This window comes from Nonomuraea sp. NPDC052634 (assembly GCF_040678535.1).
GTDB classification, from domain to species: Bacteria; Actinomycetota; Actinomycetes; order Streptosporangiales; family Streptosporangiaceae; genus Nonomuraea; species Nonomuraea fastidiosa.
Genome location: NZ_JBFATY010000007.1, coordinates 249,952 through 272,123, shown reverse-complemented (window position 1 = coordinate 272,123; position 22,172 = coordinate 249,952). Strand labels below are relative to the sequence as shown.

The following is a 22,172-nucleotide window of genomic DNA, read 5'->3' as shown; positions in this document are numbered from 1 at the left end:
CCCGCCCGGCTCCCGCCTCGCGCGGCTGCGCCCCGCCCGGCTCCCGCCTCGCTCGCCTGGCGCCCGGCAGGCCGTCCGCTCGGGTCAGGCGGTGGGGTCAGGCGGTGGGTCAGGCGGTTGGGCTCCTCGGGTGTCGTGGCAGGTCCTGGAGGTGGGGGCCGGCGTCACGGCTCCGGGTGATGACTCGGGGCAGACCCGCCTGCCCAAGCAAGCGAACCGGGGAAACCTACCTGCCCAGGAAGGCGAGCAGCCGGTCGAGGGGCCAGGTGTTGATGACGTCGTCCGTTGTCAGCCAGGCCCGCTGCGCGATGCCCACCCCGTAGCGCTGGTGCGCGAGGTGCGGGATCGCGTGGGAGTCGCTGTCGATCGAGAACTTGACCCCGTGGTGCCGGGCCAGCCGTACCAGGTCGGACGGCAGGTCGGAGCGGTCGGGGTAGGAGTCGATCTCCATGGCGGTGCCGGTGCGGGCGGCGGCGCGGAAGACGGCGTCCCAGTCGGCGTCGACCGGCGGCCGCTTGCCGATCTTGCGGGTGGTGGGGTGGCCGATGATGTCGACGTACGGATTCTCACAGGCCGCGATGAAGCGGCGGGTCATCTCGTCGCGCGACATCGTGAAGTGGGAGTGGACCGAGGCCACGCACACGTCGAACTCCCGCAGGATCTCCTCGGGCCAGTCGACCGAGCCGTCGGGCGCGATGTTGAGCTCGGTGCCGTGCAGCAGCCGCATCTTCGGGTATTTCGCCTGCAGCTCGGCCACCCGCCCGCGCTGCTCCAGCGCCTTGTCCAGGGTCATGCGCTGCATCGCCAGGTCGGGGGCGTGGTCGGTGACCGCGTAGTAGGAGTAGCCGCGGGCAGCGGCGGCGGCCACCATGTCCTCGAGCGTCGCGATGCCGTCGGTGAGGTCGGTGTGGGTGTGCAGGTCGCCCTTGAGGTCGCCCAGCTCCACCAGCACCGGCAGCTCGCCGGCCAGCGCCGCCTTGACCTCGCCGCCGTCCTCGCGCAGTGGCGGCGGTACGTACTGCATGCCCAGCGCGTGGTAGATGTCCTCCTCGGACTCGGCGGCGATCACCCGGTCGCCCTCGAACAGCCCGTACTCGGATAGCTTCCAGCCCTTCTTGACCGCCAGCTCCCTGATGGCGACGTTGTGCTCCTTGGAGCCGGTGAAGTACTGCATGGCCGCGCCCCACGACCCGGCCGGCACCACCCGCAGGTCGACCTGGATGCCGGAGGTGGTGCGTACGGACGTCTTCTTGTCGCCGGCGGCGATGACCTCGGCGACGTAGGGCTGGGCGCGGAAGTCGCTCATGATCGACTCGGGCGCCACGGCGAGGATGTCGATGTCGCCGATGGTGTCCTTCATGCGCCGCAGCGACCCCGCGTACGCGATGCGCTCGGCCTTCAGCGACTCCATCACCTGCTCGGCCAGCGCCATCGCGATGCCGATGTGGACCCGGCGGCCCGACTGCTCGAGCTGCTGGATGCCCTTGAGGAGGTTGGCCAGGGTCTTGGGGCCGAGGCCCTTGACGCCGTCGAGCCGGCCCGAGGTGATGGCCTCGCTGAGCGCCTCGGTGGAGTCGATGCCGAAGTCCTCGTACAGCATGATGGCGGTCTTGGGCCCGAGCGAGGGGACCCTGGTCAGCCGCCGCACGCCCTCGGGGACACGCCCGCGCAGGTCGTCGAGCTGGCGGAAGCTCCCGCGCTGCAGGAACTCCTCCATCTTCTTCGCGATCGCCTCGCCGACCCCCGGGACCGAGCGCACGTCGACGACCGAGATGTCCTCGGGGAACCCCGCGATGGCCTTCGCCGCCTTCTGGTAGCTGCGCACCCTGAAGGCGTCGCCGCCGGTGAGCGCGAACAGCTCGGCGTATTCCTGCAGCGCCGCCGCAGCCTCCTCGTTTGCCCGCATGCCCCCCACCTTAGGGCCTCGCTCCGACAATTCCGCGCAGCCCGATTTGCCGACGAAATTGTCAATGACACGGCCGGACAGAGCGTCCGCGAGTCCAACGCTCTCCTAGCGCAAGGGGATCATGGGAGATGGTCAACAATCGATCGGCGCGATCTTCTCCGGACTACCGGGGTTCAGGGCCGCGGAGGCCCGGCTGCTGCGCTGGTACACCGGCCGGCGGGCCACCCAGCGGAAAGGCTGAGATGACCACCGCCCCGCGGGCGGACGTGACGCCCATGCTCGACGTGCGCGACGAGGCGCTCGCCGCGTCCGGCCCGCCGGACCGCCGTGACCAGCTCACCACCCCGATCCCTGCCGCGCTCCGCCGAGCCGCGGTCACGCGTGTACGAGCTGGTCCGGCAGGCCAAGGCCGGCCACCGCCCCGAAGGCGACGCCTCCTAGAGCCGCACCTCGCGCGGCCGGTACGCCTCCTCCAGGAACCGCACCTCGTCGTCCGTCAGCGTCACCGACACGGCGGCGAGCGCGTCGTCCACGTGACCCTCCTTCGTGGCCCCCACGATGGGCGCGGTGATCTCGGGACGGCGCAGCACCCACGCCAGCGCGAGCTGCGCGGCGGGCACACCCCGGTCGGCCGCGAGCTGCGCGACCCGGTCGAGGATCAGCTTGTCGTTCTCGGGGTCGTACAGGTACGCGATGCGCTGGTCGGATCCGGCCCGCGCGGTCGAGGCGGACGAACCGGCCCTGGCCAGTACGCCGCGCGCCAGCGGGCTCCATGGGATCACGCCCACGCCCTGGTCGGCGCAGAGCGGCAGCATCTCCCGCTCCTCCTCGCGGTAGAGGAGGTTGTAGTGGTTCTGCATCGAGACGAACTTCGTCCAGCCGTTCACCTCGGCCACGTGCTGGGCCTTGGCGAACTGCCAGGCGTACATGCTGGAAGCGCCGATGTAGCGGGCCTTACCGGCCCTGACCACGTCGTTCAGCGCCTCCATCGTCTCCTCGATCGGCGTCTCGTCGTCCCAGCGGTGGATCTGGTACAGGTCCACGTAGTCGGTGCCGAGGCGGCGCAGCGAGGCGTCGATGCTGTCGAGGATGTGCTTGCGTGACAAGCCGCGGTCGTTGGGGCCGTCGCCCATCGGCAAGCACACCTTGGTCGCCAGCACGTAGTCCTCCCGCCTGGGGAAGATCGCGCGCAGCGCCTTGCCGGTCACGACCTCGCTCTCGCCGGTGCTGTAGACATCGGCGGTGTCGAAGAACGTGACGCCTCCGTCCGCGGCCCTGCGGATGAGCGGCTCGGCCTGGTCGTACGGCAACGACCACTCCAGCTTGGCGGGGTCGCCGTAGCTCATCATGCCGAGGCACACCCGGGAGACCTTCAAACCCGTATTACCAAGACGCACATAATCCATGAACCTCACCCTACGTCCCGGCCTCCCGCTCATCCGGTGAGGGGTGTACGGCCGATCACGAGGGCCGGCGAGCGGGGCGCCCGGCCGGTCGGGCGCCCCGGGCGGGAGGTCCGGCGAGATGGCCGGGCGGGGGTCCCGAGGTCCGGGCGGATGGTCAGGGTGCGGAGCGGATGGTCAGGGTGCGGAGCGAGGGGTGATCATGGTGACGCCCGGCACCGAGCCCATCGACGCCAGCGCCTTGCCCGCGTCGGCGAGCCCGATCGTGCGGGTGACGAGCTGGTCGGGGTGCAGGATCCCGGCCCTGATCATCTCCAGCATCGGCGGGTACGCGTGCGCCGCCATGCCATGGCTGCCGAGCAGCCGCAGCTCGTGGCCGATCACGCGGACCATCGGCACCGGCGTCGGCCCGCCTGGCAGCAGGCCGACCTGGACGTGGCGGCCCCTGCGGCGCAGGCTCTCGACGGAGGCCGCGCACGTCTGCGGGCTGCCCAGCGCGTCGAGCGAGACGTGCGCACCGCCTCTGGTCAGCTCCCTGACCTGGGCGGCCGCGTCGCCGGCCGAGCCGTTGACGAAGTGGGTGGCGCCGGCCAGCTCGGCCAGGTGCAGCGCGTCGGTGCTGATGTCGACCGCGACGACCCTGGCCCCGGCCGCCGTGGCGATCATGATGGCCGACAGGCCGACGCCGCCGCAGCCGTGCACGGCCACCCACTCGCCCGGACGCACCTCGCCGACCTGGACCACGGCGCGGAACGCGGTGGCGAACCTGCAGCCGAGCCCGGCCGCCGTGGCGAAGGCCATGTCCTCGGGAACGGCGATGAGGTTGACGTCGGCGTGGTCGATGGCGACGTACTCGGCGAACGAGCCCCAGTGCGTGAAGCCGGGCTGGGTCTGCCGCTCGCAGACCTGCTGATCGCCGGTAGCGCAGGAGGGGCAGGAGCCGCAGGCGCAGATGAACGGCACCGTGACCCGCGCCCCCGGCCGCCAGCCCCGTACGTCGGAGCCGACCGCCTCGACCACGCCCGCCAGCTCGTGGCCCGGCACGTGAGGCAGGACCTTGATGTCGGGGTCGTGCCCCTGCCAGCCGTGCCAGTCGGACCGGCACAACCCCGTCGCCTCGACTCTGATCACCGCGCCGTGCGGGGCGGGGGAAGGGTCGGGCAGCTCACGAACGTCGAGCTCACCACCGAAGATGTCAAAGGCAACCGCGCGCATCCCCCGAGCTTAGAGCGCGTCGCCGCAGGTCGCGCAATCCCCGGGAGCGGCATGTGACCTGAACCTCCGCCGGAACACGTGTTAACGACCAACTCTTGGACAGAAGAGGGTGATGGGTAAGGATCTCGAAAAGGAGCGATTCACCGAGGCGGAGTTCGCCCGCTTCGGCGAGCGCATCCAGCAGCAGCTCTCGGTCTTGCGCGAGCTGCTCACCACCCCCGGCTTCGGCGAGGGTCCCGTGACGATCGGGGCCGAGCTGGAGCTGTTCCTCATCGACGACGAAGGCATGCCGCTGCAGCGCAACGACCAGGTGCGCGACGCCCTGGGCGACCCCCGCGTGGTGCTCGAGCTGGGCCGCTACAACATAGAGGTCAACCTCACCCCCATCCCGCTGGCGGGGCGGCCGTTCGAGACCTTGGGCGCGGAGGTCCAGGAGGCCATCACCAAGATCGACGGCGCGGTGGCGGGCGGCGGCGCGCTGCCCATCGGCATCCTGCCGACGCTCGACGCCGGGCACTTCACGCTGGGCGCGATGAGCGACCAGAACCGCTACCGCGCCATGAGCAGGGGCCTGCGGCGGCTGCGGCTCGAACCGTTCCTGGTGAAGATCGGCAACCTGGAGCTCTCCGTCGAGGACGTGATCCTGGAGAGCGCCAACACCTCCTGGCAGGTGCACATCCGCACCCCGCCGGAGAGCTTCGCCCGGCTGTTCAACGCCGCGCAGCTCGCGATCGGCCCGGTGCTGGCCGCGTGCGGCAACTCGCCGTTCTTCCTGGGGCGCGAGCTGTGGGAGGAGACGCGGATCGCGCTCATGGAGGAGGCGGCCGACGACCGCGACGTGCAGCGGCCGGAGCGCAGGGACGGGCGGGTGACGTTCGGCTCCGACTGGGTGCGCGAGGGCGCGCACGAGCTGTTCGAGCGGTACGTACGGGACTACGACCCCATCGTGCCCGACATCACCGAGGGCGCGCCGGAGCACGAGGTGCCGGAGCTGCGGCTGCACCAGGGCACGATCTGGCAGTGGAACCGCCCCGTCTACGACCCCGCGGACGGCGGTCACCTGCGGATCGAGCTGCGCGCCCTGCCCGCGGGGCCGTCCTGCGCGGACATGGCCGCCAACACGGCGTTCCTGCTGGGGCTGACGCTGTCGCAGGCCGAGCGGGACCTGACCGGCTACCGCTTCGCGCAGGCGTACCAGAACTTCTACCGCGCGGCCATGGACGGCCTCGACGCCAAGCTGTCGTGGCCCGGCAGGGACGGCGAGTACGAGGCCGCCGAGCTGGTGCTCTCGCTGCTGCCCGAGGCGCGGGACGGCCTGCTCAAGGCCGGGGTGACGGCGTCGGACGCGGACCGGGCGCTGGACGTCATCGCGCAGCGGACCAGGCTGCGGCGCACCGGTTCTGTGTGGCAGCGCGAGGCGCTGGCGCGTTTCGGCGGCGACCGGGGGCGCATGGTGCGGCGTTACCGTGAACTCGCGCTTTCCGGGCTGCCCGTGCATTTGTGGAAGTAAGTGCAAACCATATTTCTCGCCCGTCCGTCAAACTGGTCAAGAGACGGAAAAGGTGAGGACAATATGGCGGCATCGGGGATGGTATCCACCGATACAGCACGTTTTGCGCTGAATCGGGCGACGGGCGATCTGGCGGAGGGAGCGGACAAACTCGCTGGCGAAATCGGCAGCACCGCCGTGGAGGCGGTGCTCGCCAACGCCAACAGGAGAGGCACGAACAAGGGCGCGGCCGCCGCGATGGGATCGATGAATCCCCGGCCGCCGATCTGGTACGCCTTCGACAACGGCGACCAGAACACCCCCGACTGGTACCCCCAGGGCCTGACCGGCAGCGACGACTCCGGCGGCATCGGCGTCCCGGCGTTCATGATCAGCTGGTATTTCAAGCCGACGGCGGGCGAGCGCGGCATCAGGGTCTCGTTCTTCAGCCCCCAGACGCTGAAATACCAGCACGCGCTGCTGGTGCTGGCCAAGCCCGACGGGTCGTACGGGCCGATCAACATCCACGCCGGCGGCATCGCCTGCCACGGCGACCTGCTCTACGTCGCCGACACCGTGCGCGGCCTGCGCGTCTTCGACCTCCGCCACATTCTCGACCTGCGCACCGCGCAGAAGGACCTCGGCGACCCCGACAGGATCGGCCGGCACGGCGGCAAGCTGCACGCCTTCGGCTACCGCTACATCGTCCCCCAGACCGACTTCTGGCGGGTCGCCCAGGCCGGGCCGCGCTTTTCGTACGTCGCCATCGACCGCAGCGGCGACACGCCCAGGCTCATCACCGGCGAGTACCGCGAGGGCGACGGTAACGGGTGGGTGGCGCGCTGGCCGCTCGACATGGAGGGCGGGGCGCCCGAGGACGCCTACATCACGGGGCAGGAGAAGATCCAGGGCGCGGTGTCGTACGACGGCAAGTGGTACCTCAGCCAGGCCGTCAACGCCACCACCAACGGCAGGCTCCGGGTCTTCGACGGCGACACACTGACCACCCGGCCGTTCCCCATCGGCCCCGAGGACCTGACCGTGCAGGACGGCAGGCTGTGGAGCGTCACCGAGTTCCGCAACAAGCGCACGATCTTCGCCGTGCCGCTGTGACCGTTACCTAGCTGCGCAGGTGCTCCTGCAGCACCTCCCGGTAGCGGCGGTCGAAGTCGTCGTAGCGTTCCCGCAGCCGGGCCCCGGGCCAGCCGTCCGGCAGCAGCTCACCGGGCAGCAGCGGGTCGGCGAGCAGGTGGCGCAGCACCGCGGCCGAGACGAGGAAGCCCTCGGCCAGCCCGCCCGTCTCGCGCGCCCCGCCGAGACCGGTCTCCAGCACCCGGTCCAGCGCGCGTTCGAGCCGCACCGCCTCCGCCGCCCAGCCGTCCAGGTCCCACAGCAGGGGAGTGGGATCGTCGTGCGGGCGGCCGTCGATGAGCGTGCACTGCGCGGTGACGATCTCCGGCCAGACCCGCACCAGGTTCGCCGGGCGCATCCAGGTGCCCTCGCGCAGCTCCGCCAGGCGCAGCGCGGTCATGGTGTGCCGGAACGCGGCCCGGTCCGCGGGCGCGCGCCGCTCGGCGGTCACCACGACCACCTCCCACGTGCCGTCCCACGGCTTGACATGGGGGTCGCGGCTCTCATCCTGCCTGGCCTGGCGCTCGACCAGGCGCTGCGACAGCGCGTACATGCCGCCTGACTGCACCAGGTCGCCCGCCGCGACCATGCGCGACAGCGCCACTCGCACCGTGCCCTCGGCGATGCCGAACAGCGCCCCGATGCGCACCAGGTCCCGGGCGGGCAGGCGGGGCGGGTGGCTGCCCAGCAGCGCGCTCAGCACCGCCGATCGGGCGCTCAGCGTTCGATTACGCTCTTCCATCGCGTGTCGAGTATATGTAACATCCGCGAATATGAGCCGGTATCTCGTCGAGCCGTACGACCACAGCGACCGCTACGCCACCGAGCGCTACCAGGGCGCGCAGGGCCGCAACTGGTGGCGCTGCGACCCCACGCTCCGCCTGCTCATGCGCCGCCTGCTCGGCGACGGCTACGCCTGGGCCGAGCCGCACCTCGACCGGCTCGGCGAGCTGATGGGCGGCCTCATCGCGCGCTGCGCCGAGGAGACCGACCGCAACCCGCCGCGGCTGGAGAAGTACGACAAGTGGGGCAGGGACGTCAGCGAGGTCGTCATGCCGCCGTCCTTCCACGCCGCCCGCGACGCGCTCATGGCCGACAACTTCACCTCGCCCGCCTTCGCCGAACAGGCCCGTGCGAACGGGGCCGACCCGGCCGCGCTGGCCGCCGCCTGGACGTACCTGCTCGACCAGGCCGACATCGGCATGGGCTGCGCGCTCGGCACTGGCGGCGACATGGTGGTCTCGCTCGCCGAGAAGCACGCGCCCCCGGACGTACGCGACCGGGTCAGGGAGATCTTCGCCAACGGCTACTACTCCGGCGAGGCCGCCCAGATGTTCACCGAGCGGACCGGCGGCTCCGACCTCGCCGCGCTGGAGACCACCGCCACGCCCGCCGGCGACGCGTGGCTGCTGGACGGCCTCAAGTGGTTCGCCTCCAACGCGGGCGGCTCGGCCTTCGTCGTGCTCGCCCGGCTGCCCGAGGGGGCGGTCGCGCCGTTCCTGGTGCTGTGGGAGCGGCGGGACGGCAGCCGCAACGGCGTACGCATCCGGCGGCTCAAGGACAAGCTCGGCACCAGATCGGTGGCGTCCGCCGAGGTCGAGCTCACCGGCGCCGAGGCCTTCCTGCTCGCCGACCCCGCGGGCGGCGGCTCCGGGCTCGGCACCATGATGAAGCTCACCAACACCTCGCGGCTCGGCGTCGCCATGATGGGCGTCGGCGTGGCCAGGCGCGCGCTCGTCGAGTCGGTCTGCTACGCCTCCGCCCGCGAGGCGTTCGGCAGGCCCCTCATCGAGCAGCCGCTGATGCGCCGCAAGCTCAGCAAGCTGATCGTCGAGGTCGAGGCCGCGCAGGCCATGGTCTTCGACGGGCACGTGGGGCCCCGGCTGCGGCTCGCGCCCGCCCTCATCAAGCTGCGCGCCTCCCGCCTCGGCGTCACCGCCGCCAGTGACGCGATCGAGGTGCACGGCGGCAACGGCTACATCGAACAGTGGCCCGTCGCCAGGCTCCTGCGCGACGCCCAGGTCAACCCCATCTGGGAGGGCGGCGACAACATCCTCTGCCTCGACGTACGGCGCGCCATGGAGAAGGAGCAGGCCCACCTGCCCTTCCTCGCCCACCTGCGCACGCTCGCCACCTCAGACCTCGTCCAGGCGCGTGTGGAGGACCTCGCCAAGGCCATCGAGGTCTGGTCGGGGCTCGACCGCGCCACCGCCGAGGCCCGCCTCTACCCGCTGGCGCAGTTCATGGCCGACGTGTACGCCGCCGCGCTGCTGGAGAACCAGGCGACGTGGGGCATCGACGACGACCGCAAGGCCCTCGTCGCCCGCCTCTACGCCGAAACCCACCTCACCGACCCCGGCCCACTCCGCGGCCTCGACCGCCCCGCCACCGACCCCTTCGACACCCTCCTAGCAGGCTCGGTCACCCTCTGAGCCCGCCGTCTCGCCGTCTTCGCCGAACAGGTCGTCGAGCGTCGGGATCGAGAGGACGCGGGTGAGCCAGGTGTCGAGCCGTGCCGGGTCGGTGCAGGTGGTGATGCGGGTGCGGAGGTCGCCGGGGACGTCGATGCGGCGGGCGTCCAGCGCCTTCAGCAGCGCCGTGGCCATGCCCGCCGCCCTGCCTTCTTCCATGCCCTCAGCGAAACCGGTCGCGAAGCCTTCCGCGAAGCCGCGTCCGAAGTGTTCCTTCGCGAAAGGGCTGTAGACCGGCCAATGAGCGGACAGCATGAGAATCTCCTCCATAAGGCTGCGCATTCGTGTGCTGCGTTCACTTTCGATGTGAGTGCGCCGACTGGTCTCGAGCAGGGCTCTGAGCTGCGCTGAGTCGCGATGTGCGACATCCCGTGGCCGCTGACGGCATGGCGCTCATCATCGCATCAAGGAAAGACAAAGTGATGGTCTTTCGCGTTATCTCGCAAACGCTTTTCCTGCGTCGAACAAAAGCCGGGAGGGATATTCGCAGCTTTGAGGTGAAAAATCGCTTCGAAGTGGGCGCTGGGCGGGAGAGGGGTGAGGACGTACGCTCGGCACGTTCTCCGAGGCACGTATCCCCGAGGAGGGTCACATGACCGTACGCGTGGAGCGCCAGGGGCCGGTGACCACCGTGGTGATCAGCAGGCCGGAGGCGCGCAACGCCGTCGATCGCAAGACCGCCGACGCGCTGGCCGACGCGTTCCGCGAGTTCGAGGCCAGTGACGCCAGCGTGGCGGTGCTGTGGGGCGAGGGCGGCACGTTCTGCGCGGGAGCCGACCTCAAGGCGCTCGACAACCGCGTCGCCGAGCAGGGCGACGGGCCGATGGGGCCGACCAGGATGCGGCTCGGCAAGCCGGTCATCGCGGCCGTCGCCGGGCACGCCGTCGCGGGCGGGCTGGAGCTCGCGCTCTGGTGCGACCTGCGGGTCGCCGAGGAGGACGCGGTGTTCGGGGTGTTCTGCCGCCGGTGGGGCGTGCCGCTCATCGACGGCGGCACCGTACGGCTGCCGCGGCTCATCGGCACCTCGAGAGCCATGGACATGATCCTCACCGGACGGCCGGTCGGCGGGCGGGAGGCGTACGAGATCGGGCTGGCGAACCGGCTCGTCCCCACCGGCACCACGCGGCGCCACGCCGAGGAGCTGGCCGCGGAGATCGCCCGGTTCCCGCAGGCGTGCCTGCGCGGCGACCGGATGTCGGTGCTGGAGCAGGAGGGGCTGACGGAGGAGGAGGCGATGCGGAACGAGCTGCGCCACGGCCTGATGTCGCTGCCGGACGCCTCCGAAGGCGCGGCCCGCTTCGCGGCGGGCGCCGGCCGCCACGGCGCCTTCCCCGCCTAGGAGCCCGTGTCGCCTTCCCGGGGGTTGTCGGTGGGCGCGCGTATGGTGACCGTATGCCTGACATCGAGGTCGCCGGGCGTGCGGTCCGCATCACCAACCCCGACAAGGTGGTCTTTCCGCGGACCGGGCACACCAAGCTCGACCTGGTCCGCTACTACCAGGCGGTGGGCGAGGCGGCGCTGCGGGGCGTCCACGGGCGGCCGATGGTGCTCAAGCGCTTCGTGCACGGCATCGAGCAGGAGGCGTTCTTCCAGAAGCGGGCCCCGGCCAAGCGGCCCGACTGGATCGAGGTGGCGGAGCTGAAGTACCGCTCGGGGCTGAGCGCCGAGGAGGTGGTCTGCACCGACCTCGCGCAGCTCCTGTGGGTGGTCAACCTGGGCTGCGTCGATCTCAACCCCCATCCCGTACGCTCCGACGACCTGTCCAGGCCCGACGAGCTGCGCATCGACCTCGACCCCGTGCCGGGCGTCGCGTGGGCCGACGTGCTGGCCACGGCGCAGGTGGCGCGGGAGGTGCTGGCCGACCACGGGCTGGTGGCCTGGCCCAAGACGTCGGGTTCGCGAGGCTTCCACGTGTACGCCCGCATCGAGCGGCGGTGGCCGTTCTCGCAGGTGCGCAAGGCGGCCGAGACGGTGGCCCGCGAGGTGGAGCGGCGCGCGCCCGGCCTGGCGACCAGCCGGTGGTGGAAGGAGGAGCGCCACGGGGTGTTCGTCGACTTCAACCAGAACGCCTACGACCGCACGGTGGCCTCCGCCTACTCGGTGCGGGCGGTCGAGGACGCCCGGGTCTCCACGCCGCTGACGTGGGACGAGGTGCCGGGCTGCCGTCCTGAGGCGTACACGATCGACACCGTGCCGGCGCGGCTGGCCGAGCGCGGCGACCCCTGGGAGGACATGGACCTTCACCCCGGCTCGCTCGACGGCCTGCTCGCGCTGGCCGAGGAGCTGGGCCCGCCGCCCAAGCCGCCCAAGGGCACCGGGCGCAGGCGGCAGACCAAGCCGCTGATCGAGATCGCCAGGGCCGAGCACAAGGACGAGGCGATGGCCGGGTTCGAACGGTGGAAGGCCCGCCATCCGAAGGCCGCGGCCCACCTGGAGCCCGCCGATGTGCTGGTGGACGGCATGCGGGGGCGCAGCAGCGTCTGGTACCGCATCCGGGTCAACCTGCAGCACGTGCCCGAAGGCGAGCGGCCCCCGCAGGAGCCGCTCGAGGTCGACTACGACCCCTGGCGCGGCGCCTCGGACTGACCGGGGCGGGTCCGGCGGCCGGCAAGCCGGCCTCCGGTCGGCCTGCGGGTGTCTGCGGCTTCGGAGGCTTCCAGCCGGCCGGCGGACCGGCGGCCTCCGGCCGACCGGCGGACCCGGGTCGTGCCCGCGCGTTCAGCGGCCGGCGATGAAGTTCGCCAGGTGGGCGTAGGGCGAGGTCCGGGTGCCGCGCTCGTTCTCGTGCCGGTCGGCGGCCCGGAACAGCGCGTAGATGAGCTGCACGCCGATCCAGCGCAGCGGCTCGGGCTCCCACTGCCGCACCTGGCGGCCCACCCACGGCAGCCGCGTCAGCGGCGTGTCGCGGCGCAGCACCAGGTCGCGCAGGGTACGCCCGGCCAGGTTGGTGGTGGTGACGCCGCTGCCGACGTAGCCGCCGGCCCAGCCGAGCCCGCTGGCGTGGTCGAGGTGCACGGTCGAGCACCAGTCGCGGGGCACGCCGAGCACTCCGCACCAGGCGTGCGCCACCGGCACGTCCACGGCGGCGGGGAAGAGCTTGACCAGCATCCGCCACAGCAGCGCGACGGTCTGCGATTGGGTGACGCCGCGCCGGTCGGTACGCGAGCCGAACCGGTACGGCACGCCCCGCCCGCCGATCGCGATCCGGTCGTCGGCGGTGCGCTGGGCGTAGACGTAGGCGTGGGCCTCGTCCTCCAGCAGTTCGCTGCCCTGCCAGCCGATGTGCTTCCACACGTCGGGCGGCAGCGGATCGGTGACGATCATCGAGCTGTTCATCGGCAGCCACTGGCGGTGCTGGCCGTGGAGGCTGGCGGTGAAGCCCTCGGTGGCGCGGATGACGTACTCGGCGGTGACGTCGCCCCGGGTGGTGAGCGCGGTCGCCTTGCCGCCGCCGTTCCTGGGGCGGATCTCGGTGACGGTGGTGTCCTCGTAGATGTCCACGCCGAGCCCGGCCACGACGGCGGCGAGCCCGACGGCGAGCTTGGCGGGCTGGATGCGGGCGCAGTGCGGCGAGTACGCGGCCTCGATCGCCCCCGCCACCTGGACGCGCTCGCGCTGCTCGGCACGTTCCATGATGCGCATGTCGGCCTCGCCGTAGCCCCAGCGGCGCAGGTCGGCGACCTCGGCGCGCAGCCGCCGCCGCTGCGCCGGGTTGGTGGCGACGTGGATCAGCCCGCCCTTGTGCACGTCGGCGTCGATGCCTTCGGCGCGGGTGACGTCGATGACCTCGTCCACGGAGGCGAACATGGCCCGCTGCAGATCGATCATGGCCTGCTTGCCGCGCGCCTTGGCGTGGCGCTTGCGGGAGCCGGCGAACTCGGCCGACAGCCATCCGCCGTTGCGCCCGGATGCGCCGAACCCGGCGAACTCCTTCTCCAGGATCGCGATGCGCAGGCCGGGGTCGGCCTTCTTGAGGTAGTACGCGGTCCACAAGCCGGTGTAGCCGCCGCCGACGATGGCGACGTCGTAGTCACGGGGGCCGGGCAGCGCGGGCCGCCGTGCGGGCAGGCCGATCTGCCGGTACCAGAAGGAGACGCCGCCGTTGGCGAAGTCTCTGGTCAGCGGGATGCCTCTCATCACCGGACACATTGTCCAGTACCACTCGCCAGACCAACAAGTCGGCGAAGTGTAATGAAACAGGACAAACCACTAGCTGCGTGTCTGACGCTCGTAACCCTCGTCGCCCCCGTAAACGCGCAGGTCGGGGTCATGCTCAGGCTGGTTCGCCGGGCTCGTGGGCGAGGCGGTGTGCTCGGTGGCGAAGTCGTCGGACAGCATCGGTTCGGGCGGGAGCAGGTAGTCGCGCCAGCCGATCTCGCCCTTGGGCTCGGCATCCGTGAGCAGCGCGCCTGCTCGCTGGGCGGCGTACAGACGGCCCGGATACCGTACGGGAACGCACGGCCGGCGCAGTCCCGAGGACCGCAGCCACACCGTGACCAGCTCCTCGGTGTCGATCACCTGCGGCCCGCCGAACTCGATCTCCCGCTCGGCCGGCGAGGCGCTGAGCAGTGCGGCGGCCCGCGTGGCGACCTCGCCGGTGTGCACCGGCTGCCAGGGCAGCGAGCGGTCCACGGGCAGCACCGGCAGCGACGACAGGTCGCTCAGCCTGCGGTGCAGCCACTGGTGGAACGGGGTCGTGCGGAGGATCGTCCAGCCCAGGCCGCTCTCCATGACCAGCCGCTCGGCCTCCAGCTTGTGCCGGAGGTGCCCGTACGCGGCCTTGTCGGCGCCGACCATCGAGGTGAACAGCACGTGCGGCACCCCCGCCGCGCGCGCCAGGATCAGCAGCGCCCTGGTGCCGGGCACGTCCACCGCGCCGCGCCCCTTGCGGCCGCTGGTGGCGAGGTGGGCGATCGCGTCCACCCCCTCGACGGCCTCCTCGACCCCGTTGCCGGAGATCAGATCGCCCCAGATCCACTCGACGCTGCCGCGATCCTCCCGCTTGGCCCGGCTCAGCGCGCGCACCTCGTGCCCCGCCTTGAGCAGGGCGGGTACCAGCGCCCCGCCGAGTGTGCCGGTGGCTCCCGTGACCAGTATGCGCATGACGGCCCCCTACCCGCCCACATGGAGAAATGTCCGTAGATCAGTGCGTATGTCGTCCTCCGGGCGGGGTAGGGCGCGTCCCATGGCTCGTATCGCATCGGAATCGCTGGTCGAACGCCTCGCCGCATGGGGAGTCGACACCGTCTTCGGGCTTCCGGGTGACGGCATCAACGGCGTCATGGAGGCCCTGCGCCGCCACCGTGACCGGATCCGTTTCGTCCTCGTCCACCACGAGGAGGCCGCCGCCTTCATGGCCACCGGCTACGCCAAGGCCACCGGCCGCATCGGCGTCTGCCTGGCCACCTCGGGCCCCGGCGCCATCCACCTGCTCAACGGCCTGTACGACGCCAAGCTCGACCACCACCCCGTGCTGGCCATCACCGGCATGCAGGAGACCTCCGTGCTCGGCACCGGCTACCAGCAGGAGGTCCACCTGGACAAGCTGTTCGCCGACGTGGCCGAGTACAACATGATGATCACCAACCCGGTGCAGCTCCCGTCGCTGGTCGACCTCGCCGTCAGGACCGCCTACGCGCGGCGCGGCGTCGCCCACCTGGCGCTGCCCAACGACATCCAGGTGGCGGAGGAGGGCTGGGACCCGTACCGGAACGTCGCACCCGCCCGCGCACCCGAGACCGCGCCCGTCTACCTCCAGCCGTCCGGCCTGCCCAGGCGAGAGGACCTGGAGTGGGCGGCCGAGGTGCTCAACCGGGCGGAACGCCCCGCCATGCTGGTCGGGCAGGGCGCGCTGCACGCCCGCCAGGAGGTGCTGGAGGTGGCCGAGGCGCTGGGCGCGCCGATCGTCAAGACGCTGCCCGGCAAGGCGGTCGTGCCGGACGACTCGCCGTACACGACGGGCGGGCTCGGACTGCTCGGCACCCGGCCGAGCGAGGAGCTGATGGACGACGCCGACGTGCTGTTCATGGTCGGCACGAACTTCCCGTACTCGAAGTTCCTGCCCGAGACGCGCGACGCCCGGGTGGTGCAGTTCGAGGCCGACCCGACCAGGGCGGGCGCGCGCATCGCGACCGACGTGCCGGTCGTGTGCGACGCCAAGGAGGGGCTGCGGGCGCTGCTGCCGCTGCTGGCCCGCAAGGACCGCGGCCACCTGGCGAAGTACCAGAAGATGATGGCGAAGTGGCGCGCCGACATGGAGGCGCTGGAGAACCCCGACCGCGAGCCCATCGCGCCGCAGTACGTCATGTCCATCCTGGACCAGCTGGCCACCGACGACGCGATCCTGACCTGCGACAGCGGCACCGTCGCCACCTGGGCGGCGCGCCACTGGACGATCCGCGGCGAGCGCGAGTTCTACCTGTCGGGCACGCTCGCCTCGATGGCGAACGGCCTGCCGTACGCCATCGCCATGCAGCACGCCTTCCCCGGCCGGCAGGTCATCGCCTACGTCGGCGACGGCGGCTTCTCCATGCTGATGGCCGAGTTCCTCACCGCCGTGCAGCAGCGGCTGCCGGTCAAGGTGATCATCAACAACAACAACGCGCTCGGCCAGATCCTGTGGGAGCAGATGGTGCTCGGCTTCCCCGAGCACGGCGTGCGCTACGCCGAGCCCGAGGCGGACTTCTCGGCCTGGGCCAGGTCGTGCGGCGGGTTCGGCGCGAAGGTGTCCAAATCGGAGGACGTCGCCCACGCCGTCGGCCAGGCGCTCGCGCACGACGGCCCGGCCCTGGTGGACGTGGACGTCAACCCGAACGAGCCGCCCATGCCCGGCAAGGTCTCCTACGACCAGGCCAAGAGCTTCGCGCAGGCGTTCCTCAAGGGGCAGCCGCACCGGTCGGCCATCGCGACCACCCTGTTCAGGGACCGCATCCAGAAGCTCTGAACCCGTCTCATGACAGCGCACGGGCGATCTCGGCGGCGGCGGCCCGCAGCGGCTCCACCAACCGGGGCAGCTCGCGGGCCCGCCGCGAGGACAGCACGATGCCGAGCGCCGCCACCGCGCGCCCGTCCACCAGCACCGGGGTCGCCGCCGAGCAGGAGCCGAGCGTCATCTCCTCGTACGTCAGCGCGTACCCCTGGGCCCGCACCGCCGTCAGCTCCCTGGCCAGCCGGCCGGGCTCGATGATCGTGTGCGGGGTGGGGCGTTCGAGCTTGCGCGCCAGGTAGGACTTGACGAACCAGTCGGGTTCGTACGCCAGCAGCGCCTTGCCCACGCCCGTCGGGTGCATCGGCAGCCGGCCGCCGATCCGCGACACGATGGGCACCGCCCGCCTGCCGTACACCTTGTCCACGTACAGGACCTCGAGGCCGTCCCTGACTGCGAGGTGCACGTTCTCGCCCGTCGAGGCGAACAGCTCCTGCAGCCACGGATGCGCCAGCTCCTGCAGCCGGTTCGGCGCGAGCTGGCCCAGCTCCCACAGCCGCGGCCCCACCCGCAGCCGGCCGTCCGGCCCGCGCCCCAGCGCCCGCCACGCCTCCAGCTCGCCGACCAGCCGGTGCGCGGTGCTCAGCGGCAGCCCGCTGCGCCGGGCCAGCTCGGTCAGCGTGAGCTGGGGATGCGCCGCGTCGAACGCGCCGAGTATGGCCAGGACCTTGGACGTCACCGAGCGCCCAGCCTCGCGGGAACCGCCTGACATGTTCACGATCCTGCACCGCGTTTCCGCTCAGTGGAAGGGGCCTCTCGGATAGATCACCTCGAACCACCATGCTTTCCCTCATGCGAACTCAGGTCGGGATCATCGGTGCAGGTCCTGCTGGACTGCTGCTGTCTCATCTGCTTCACCTGCGCGGCATCTCCTCCGTGGTGCTGGAGAAGCGCAGCCGCGAGTACGTCGAGCGCCGGGTGCGGGCCGGCGTGCTCGAACAGGGCACGGTGGACACGCTGGTCGAGGCCGGCGTCGGCGAGCGGATGCTGCGCGAGGGCCTGCCGCACCACGGCATCGAGCTGAGGTACGGCGGCGCGGGCCACCGCATCGCCTTCGAGAAGCTGGTGCCCGGCAGGTCCATCACCGTCTACGGGCAGCAGGAGGTCGTCAAGGACCTCATCGCCGCCCGCCTCGCCGCCGGCGGTGACCTGCGCTTCGAGGTCGAGGACGTCGCGGTGCACGACGTGGATTCGGAGCGGCCGTACCTGACCTTCGGGGGCGAGCGGCTCGACTGCGACATCATCGCCGGCTGTGACGGCTTCCACGGCGTGTCCAGGCCGTCCATCCCCGAAGGCGTGCTGACGATCTACGAGCGTAACTACCCCTTCGCCTGGCTCGGCATCCTCGCCCGCGTCGCGCCCTCCTCCGAGGAGCTCATCTACGCCAGGAACGAGCGCGGCTTCGCCCTGCACAGCATGCGCACGCCCGCCATCAGCCGCTTCTACCTCCAGGTGCCGCCGGACGCGCGGCTCGACGACTGGCCGGACGAGCGCATCTGGGGCGAGCTGAAGGCCCGCCTGGAGACCGTGCCCGGCTTCGAGCTGGCCACCGGCGAGATCCTGGAACGCGGCGTCACGCCCATGCGCTCCTTCGTGGCCGAGCCCATGCAGTACGGCCGCCTCTACCTGGCCGGCGACGCCGCCCACATCGTCCCGCCCACCGGCGCCAAGGGGCTCAACCTGGCCGTGGCCGACGTGCGGGTGCTCACCGAGGCGCTCACCGCGTACTTCAAGGACGGCACGACCGAGCTGCTCGACGCGTACTCGCAGACCTGCCTCAAGCGGGTGTGGCGGGCGCAGCACTTCTCGTACTGGATGACGACGCTGCTGCACACCTTCGACGAGGACGACGCGTACGCACGGCGGCTGCAGCTGTCGTACCTGGACTACGTCACCTCGTCGGAGGCCGCCGCGACGACGCTCGCCGAGAACTACGTCGGGCTGCCGTTCTAGGAGGCGGTCACCTCGGGCGGGCTGACCGCTTCGTCCTATCCCCGAAGACCCCCGTCACGACGCCTCCGGAGAGCGACCCGCACAGCGTCGCGCCGGCCCTTCAGGGGGCTGACCTCCTTCCGTCCCACTCTTGGAGGCCGCCACTGTGACGCTCGCCGACGGCGGCGACCAGCTGGCCCTTCAGGGGGCTGACCTCCTTCCGTCCCACCCTTGGAGGCCGCCACTGTGACGCTCGCCGGCAGCGGCGACCAGCTGGCCCTTCAGGGGGCTGACCTTGAACAATGCTTTAAAGTGTGCGGGTGGTCTTCGAGGATGGATGGGCGGTTTCGCCCCTGCGCTGGCTGATGGACACCCTGGGCGAAGCCCAGCTCGCCCGCATGGGCAGTGACCCCGGACTGGTCGCCGCGATCGACCAGCACGCCGCGGCACTGCGCGACGCCATCCCGCTCGACCGGGAGACGCTGGGCGACTACCTGCTCGGCTTCCTCGACGAGCTTCGCCACCGCGGCTGGACCTACACCGGCGAGCCCGACGCGGCGTCCCTGCGGCTGACCGCGGTGTGCTGGCTGACCCGCGAGCTGGGCCTCCTGGAGGACGGCCACCCGGCCTGATCCCCGGCGCGGCACGTGCCCCAAGCGGATCGCCCGGGGCTCGTGCCGGTGGCGCCGCCGGCGAGGCTGCGCGAAGACGCCCTGAGGCGCCGGAAGCGCCGGAGACGCCGAGGGCACCGGAGACGCCGAGGGCGCTGGAGCGCCGGCGTGCGCCGGGTCAGCCGGGCGGCATGTCCGAGCGGGTGGCGCCGCCGCCGCGCGGCGTGGTGCGCATCGGCTCGGTCTCCTCGCCGCTCATCGCGCGAGCGTCCTCCCGCCCGCGCTGGTACGCCTCCGCGTGCGCCCTGGCCTGCGGAGCCTCCGCCTCGATGCGGCCCAGCCAGCGCTCCCAGCGCTGCTGCATCGGCCGGACGAGCCCACCACCGATGCCGATGGCCGCGATCGCGCCGATGGTGGCCAGCACGGTGATCAGCACCGGCGTGGTGACGGCCGTGGCGACGCCGATCTGGTTGAGCGCCGCGATGATGCCGAGCGCCCAGATGAACACCGCCGCCGCGGTCGCAATCCACCGTCCGTACGACAGGCCGCCGAGCGCGCCGGACAGGATGTCCCTGACGGCCTTGGCGATGGCGCCCGTCACCACGATGATCACGATGGCCACGATGGCGAGAGGCAGCCAGCTCACCACTGCCGCCAGCAACGACGAGACCGGGTTGGGCCCGAAGACGTTGAAGCCTATCTGCAGGGTGATCAGCAGGATCGCGTAGAAGACGATCCTTGCGATCAGGCTGCTCGGGTCGTACTTGCTGCGCTCAAACCAGCGCCGCATCCCGCCGCGCTCGACCACCCGGTCGAAACCGACCCGATCGAGTACCTTGTCGACGACCTTCTCCAGAGCCTTGGCCACGATCCACCCGATGATGAGAATCACCAGGAACGCGACCAGCTTGGGAACGAACGTCGCTATTGACCGCCAGGCGTCCGATATGCCTTGGCCGAGGTTGATGTCCACGGTTTCCTCCTCCGAGGAGCCAATGCCTCGGCGCTACCCGGACAGAAACCGCCTATACGCGGAGCGCCACCATTTAGTTCGCTTTATGGTCAAAACTTCCCATATGGCACGAGTGCTGCGGGTGCGGTGGTCGTGGGAAGGCGCGGGACGCGTGAGACGGTGGGAGACCCGTGAGACGATGCGGGACGCGTGAGACGGACCGGGGGATGAGACGGTTCGGAACGTGCGAGAAAGGGCGGCGCGCTTCGGGCCGATGACAGGCCGGCTTCGGTCCCCGCACCCGAAACCACGGCCCCCGGCAGGCTATCGGTCTCGGCCCTCGGCTGGCCGCTGGTCTCGGCCCCCGGCAGGCTATCGGTCTCGGCCCTCGGCAGGCCGCTGATCTCGGCCTCGGCTGGCTGCTGGTCTCGGTCCCCGGCTGGGCGCTGGTTTCGGCCTTGGTCCGCCACCGCCCCTGGTCGGCCCACCGGCTCTCCCGGGCCACAAGCCTTGCTGGGTTACCGGCCGTGCTGGGCTGCTGGCCGTGCTGGGTTACCGGCCGTGCTGGGTTACCGGCCGTGCTGGGCTGCTGGCCGTGCTGGGTTACCGGCCTTGCCGGGCTACCAGCCGCCGGGCTGCCGGCCCTGCCGAGTTACCGCCCTGCCGGGCCACCGGTCTACCTGCCGCCCAGCTTCCGAGTATCCACGCCGAGCGCCGTCCATCACCTTCCTCGCACAGCACAGGAGCGAGTTCTCCACTGCGTGGCACAGCCTCCGCCTGACGCGAATCCGCGCGTTCACGTCAAGGGCCGTCACTGCACCTCCTCCTTCCACAGGCAGGGGAGGTGCAGTGGCTCGCCTCCGGATGGCGCGAGCCGTGCACGGCGCGTTTCAGGTGCGCGGCGGCGGACCGCTCCTGGCGGCGGAGGGTGTGCGACGGTGGACCGCTCCTGGTGGCGGAGGGTGTGCGGGCGGTGGATCACCTCCCGTCGGCGGAGGGGGCGCGGTGGCGGACCGCTCCTGGCGGCGGAGGGCGCGACGGCTGAGGGGCGCCGCGACTCGGAGCGCGCAATGGCGGAGGCGCGGCGGTTCTCGGTACGGCCGGGTTCTGGTGCGAAAAGGGCGCTAGAGGGGAAAGGGCGCTGGCGCGGAAAGGAGGGGAGGGGCAGGTCAGCCGGAGGTGGCGGTCTTCAGGTGGGCGGCGGCGGCCTGTTCCAGGTGGAGGAGGTCGGAGGCGACGGTGGCGAACGTGAAGCCCTCCGCCAGCCGCCGTGCCGCCTGCTCGCCGCTCGGGTTGTGGATGCCGGCCGCGATGCCGGCGTCGGCCGCCGCCGTACGGATGCGTTCGAGCGCCGCCTCGAAGACATCGGCGACCTCGGGGTCGTTCGGGAACCGGCCGCCCACGGCGAGGCACAGGTCGGACGGGCCGACGTACACGCCGTCCAGGCCCGGCGTGGCGCAGATCCGCTCGATGTTCGCCAGCCCGTCCGGCGTCTCGATCATGGCGAGGACCAGCACGCTCTCGTCCGCCTCCGCAGGCGTCGGCCCGATGCGCAGCATCGAGCGCATAGGCCCGTACGAGCGGCGTCCCGCGGCCGGGTAACGCGCGGCGGAGACCGCCCGGGCGGCGTCGTCGGCGGTGTCCACCAGCGGCACGATCATACCGGCCGCCCCGAAGTCCAGCGCTCTGCCGATCATCGCGGGGTCGCCGGACTCCACGCGTACGAGCCCGGCGGACCGGCCGCCCGCGTCGATCGCCATGAGGTTGGCGAGCAGGCCATCGGTGCCGATGAAGCCGTGCTGGCCGTCGAGTGCCACGTAGTCGTAGCCGAGGCGGGCCAGCCGCTCGGTGGCGACGGGCGCGTCCAGGACCACCCAGTAGCCGACGCATCGTTCCCGGTTGCGGATCTTCCTGGCGAACTCGGCTGCGGTCACGGCATCTCCTGACTCGTCGCGTGCGGGCCACGTACGGGCGGCTTCAGGCTGCTCGCCGCCGCCGTGCCAGGATCCCGCCGTCCGGAGCCCGCGCGAAGGACGCCCCGGACGCCGGAACCCGCATGCGTGGCAGGCCGGACATC

The 22,172-nt window shown here is 71.5% G+C and carries 18 protein-coding genes; 8 read left to right on the top strand and 10 right to left on the bottom strand.

Annotated features, from left to right (window positions below):
• Window positions 1–226: 226 nt before the first annotated feature.
• The 3 genes from polX to AB0K67_RS28730 form a co-directional block, all read right to left on the bottom strand.
• Window positions 227–1,906 (bottom strand): DNA polymerase/3'-5' exonuclease PolX, encoded by a 1,680-nt coding sequence (polX, locus tag AB0K67_RS28740; protein WP_364066547.1) that lies wholly within the window; start codon window positions 1,904–1,906, stop codon window positions 227–229.
• 437 nt (window positions 1,907–2,343) lie between these two features.
• Window positions 2,344–3,312 carry an aldo/keto reductase gene (locus AB0K67_RS28735; RefSeq protein WP_364066544.1) on the bottom strand — a complete coding sequence of 323 codons (969 nt, stop codon included), beginning with the start codon at window positions 3,310–3,312 and terminating at the stop codon, window positions 2,344–2,346.
• A 174-nt stretch (window positions 3,313–3,486) separates the two neighbouring features.
• Entirely contained in the window at window positions 3,487–4,524 is a 1,038-nt protein-coding gene (locus AB0K67_RS28730; RefSeq protein WP_364066541.1) for a zinc-dependent alcohol dehydrogenase family protein, read from the bottom strand.
• Window positions 4,525–4,636: 112 nt separating this feature from the next.
• On the opposite strand from AB0K67_RS28730, the gene AB0K67_RS28725 reads away from it, so the two are divergent.
• Together AB0K67_RS28725 and AB0K67_RS28720 are read left to right on the top strand one after the other, a co-directional pair.
• Window positions 4,637–6,034 (top strand): glutamate--cysteine ligase, encoded by a 1,398-nt coding sequence (locus AB0K67_RS28725; RefSeq protein ID WP_364066538.1) that lies wholly within the window; start codon window positions 4,637–4,639, stop codon window positions 6,032–6,034.
• Between the two features lie 177 nt (window positions 6,035–6,211).
• Window positions 6,212–7,126: a hypothetical protein gene (locus AB0K67_RS28720; protein WP_364066535.1), complete on the top strand. Its 915-nt coding sequence runs from the start codon at window positions 6,212–6,214 to the stop codon at window positions 7,124–7,126.
• Window positions 7,127–7,133: 7 nt separating this feature from the next.
• Here AB0K67_RS28720 and AB0K67_RS28715 read toward each other — a convergent pair whose 3' ends face one another.
• Complete coding sequence (locus AB0K67_RS28715; protein WP_364066532.1) at window positions 7,134–7,886, bottom strand: PaaX family transcriptional regulator C-terminal domain-containing protein; 753 nt, start codon at window positions 7,884–7,886, stop codon at window positions 7,134–7,136.
• 31 nt (window positions 7,887–7,917) lie between these two features.
• Between AB0K67_RS28715 and AB0K67_RS28710 the strand changes: the two genes are divergently transcribed.
• A complete protein-coding gene (locus AB0K67_RS28710) occupies window positions 7,918–9,576 on the top strand; it encodes an acyl-CoA dehydrogenase family protein (protein ID WP_364066529.1) in 1,659 nt (552 codons plus the stop codon).
• Here AB0K67_RS28710 and AB0K67_RS28705 read toward each other — a convergent pair.
• Window positions 9,553–9,870: a hypothetical protein gene (locus AB0K67_RS28705; RefSeq protein WP_364066526.1), complete on the bottom strand. Its 318-nt coding sequence runs from the start codon at window positions 9,868–9,870 to the stop codon at window positions 9,553–9,555. The genes AB0K67_RS28710 and AB0K67_RS28705 overlap by 24 nt on opposite strands.
• Window positions 9,871–10,207: 337 nt before the next feature.
• Here AB0K67_RS28705 and AB0K67_RS28700 point away from each other — a divergent pair, with 337 nt between their 5' ends.
• Together AB0K67_RS28700 and ligD are read left to right on the top strand one after the other, a co-directional pair.
• The gene (locus AB0K67_RS28700; protein WP_364066523.1) at window positions 10,208–10,954 is read left to right on the top strand and encodes a crotonase/enoyl-CoA hydratase family protein; all 747 of its coding nucleotides are present in this window, start codon (window positions 10,208–10,210) and stop codon (window positions 10,952–10,954) included.
• A 53-nt stretch (window positions 10,955–11,007) separates the two neighbouring features.
• A complete protein-coding gene (gene ligD / locus AB0K67_RS28695) occupies window positions 11,008–12,201 on the top strand; it encodes a non-homologous end-joining DNA ligase (protein ID WP_364066520.1) in 1,194 nt (397 codons plus the stop codon).
• 132 nt (window positions 12,202–12,333) lie between these two features.
• Here the strand turns inward: ligD and AB0K67_RS28690 are convergent, their stop codons facing one another.
• Both AB0K67_RS28690 and AB0K67_RS28685 read right to left on the bottom strand, forming a co-directional pair.
• A complete protein-coding gene (locus AB0K67_RS28690; protein WP_364066517.1) occupies window positions 12,334–13,752 on the bottom strand; it encodes an FAD-dependent oxidoreductase in 1,419 nt (472 codons plus the stop codon).
• A gap of 72 nt (window positions 13,753–13,824) precedes the next feature.
• Window positions 13,825–14,718: an NAD(P)H-binding protein gene (locus AB0K67_RS28685; protein WP_364066514.1), complete on the bottom strand. Its 894-nt coding sequence runs from the start codon at window positions 14,716–14,718 to the stop codon at window positions 13,825–13,827.
• A gap of 82 nt (window positions 14,719–14,800) precedes the next feature.
• On the opposite strand from AB0K67_RS28685, the gene AB0K67_RS28680 reads away from it, so the two are divergent.
• Complete coding sequence (locus AB0K67_RS28680; RefSeq protein WP_364066511.1) at window positions 14,801–16,558, top strand: thiamine pyrophosphate-dependent enzyme; 1,758 nt, start codon at window positions 14,801–14,803, stop codon at window positions 16,556–16,558.
• Between the two features lie 7 nt (window positions 16,559–16,565).
• Here AB0K67_RS28680 and AB0K67_RS28675 read toward each other — a convergent pair whose 3' ends face one another.
• Window positions 16,566–17,312, bottom strand: a complete 747-nt coding sequence (locus AB0K67_RS28675; protein ID WP_364066508.1) for an IclR family transcriptional regulator — start codon at window positions 17,310–17,312, stop codon at window positions 16,566–16,568.
• An 80-nt stretch (window positions 17,313–17,392) separates the two neighbouring features.
• Here AB0K67_RS28675 and pobA point away from each other — a divergent pair, with 80 nt between their 5' ends.
• Together pobA and AB0K67_RS28665 are read left to right on the top strand one after the other, a co-directional pair.
• Window positions 17,393–18,553 carry a 4-hydroxybenzoate 3-monooxygenase gene (gene pobA / locus AB0K67_RS28670; RefSeq protein WP_364066505.1) on the top strand — a complete coding sequence of 387 codons (1,161 nt, stop codon included), beginning with the start codon at window positions 17,393–17,395 and terminating at the stop codon, window positions 18,551–18,553.
• Window positions 18,554–18,852: 299 nt separating this feature from the next.
• Window positions 18,853–19,164 carry a DUF6401 family natural product biosynthesis protein gene (locus AB0K67_RS28665; protein WP_364066503.1) on the top strand — a complete coding sequence of 104 codons (312 nt, stop codon included), beginning with the start codon at window positions 18,853–18,855 and terminating at the stop codon, window positions 19,162–19,164.
• Window positions 19,165–19,321: 157 nt separating this feature from the next.
• Here AB0K67_RS28665 and AB0K67_RS28660 read toward each other — a convergent pair whose 3' ends face one another.
• Both AB0K67_RS28660 and AB0K67_RS28655 read right to left on the bottom strand, forming a co-directional pair.
• Window positions 19,322–20,116, bottom strand: a complete 795-nt coding sequence (locus AB0K67_RS28660) for a hypothetical protein (protein WP_364066501.1) — start codon at window positions 20,114–20,116, stop codon at window positions 19,322–19,324.
• A gap of 1,148 nt (window positions 20,117–21,264) precedes the next feature.
• On the bottom strand, window positions 21,265–22,029 hold the full coding sequence (locus AB0K67_RS28655; protein WP_364066499.1) for an aldolase/citrate lyase family protein: 765 nt from the start codon (window positions 22,027–22,029) through the stop codon (window positions 21,265–21,267).
• Window positions 22,030–22,172: the final 143 nt, after the last annotated feature.

What these genes read in the sequence shown, in the direction of transcription:
- AB0K67_RS28735 (WP_364066544.1), bottom strand. Translation starts at nt 3,312, where the DNA reads ATGGATTATGTGCGTCTTGGTAATACGGGTTTGAAGGTCTCCCGGGTG.
- AB0K67_RS28690 (WP_364066517.1), bottom strand. Translation starts at nt 13,752, where the DNA reads ATGAGAGGCATCCCGCTGACCAGAGACTTCGCCAACGGCGGCGTCTCC.
- AB0K67_RS28705 (WP_364066526.1), bottom strand. Translation starts at nt 9,870, where the DNA reads ATGCTGTCCGCTCATTGGCCGGTCTACAGCCCTTTCGCGAAGGAACAC.
- AB0K67_RS28715 (WP_364066532.1), bottom strand. Translation starts at nt 7,886, where the DNA reads ATGGAAGAGCGTAATCGAACGCTGAGCGCCCGATCGGCGGTGCTGAGC.
- polX (WP_364066547.1), bottom strand. Translation starts at nt 1,906, where the DNA reads ATGCGGGCAAACGAGGAGGCTGCGGCGGCGCTGCAGGAATACGCCGAG.
- AB0K67_RS28710 (WP_364066529.1), top strand. Translation starts at nt 7,918, where the DNA reads ATGAGCCGGTATCTCGTCGAGCCGTACGACCACAGCGACCGCTACGCC.
- AB0K67_RS28680 (WP_364066511.1), top strand. Translation starts at nt 14,801, where the DNA reads ATGGCTCGTATCGCATCGGAATCGCTGGTCGAACGCCTCGCCGCATGG.
- AB0K67_RS28700 (WP_364066523.1), top strand. Translation starts at nt 10,208, where the DNA reads ATGACCGTACGCGTGGAGCGCCAGGGGCCGGTGACCACCGTGGTGATC.
- AB0K67_RS28725 (WP_364066538.1), top strand. Translation starts at nt 4,637, where the DNA reads ATGGGTAAGGATCTCGAAAAGGAGCGATTCACCGAGGCGGAGTTCGCC.
- pobA (WP_364066505.1), top strand. Translation starts at nt 17,393, where the DNA reads ATGCGAACTCAGGTCGGGATCATCGGTGCAGGTCCTGCTGGACTGCTG.
- ligD (WP_364066520.1), top strand. Translation starts at nt 11,008, where the DNA reads ATGCCTGACATCGAGGTCGCCGGGCGTGCGGTCCGCATCACCAACCCC.
- AB0K67_RS28685 (WP_364066514.1), bottom strand. Translation starts at nt 14,718, where the DNA reads ATGCGCATACTGGTCACGGGAGCCACCGGCACACTCGGCGGGGCGCTG.
- AB0K67_RS28675 (WP_364066508.1), bottom strand. Translation starts at nt 17,312, where the DNA reads ATGTCAGGCGGTTCCCGCGAGGCTGGGCGCTCGGTGACGTCCAAGGTC.
- AB0K67_RS28730 (WP_364066541.1), bottom strand. Translation starts at nt 4,524, where the DNA reads ATGCGCGCGGTTGCCTTTGACATCTTCGGTGGTGAGCTCGACGTTCGT.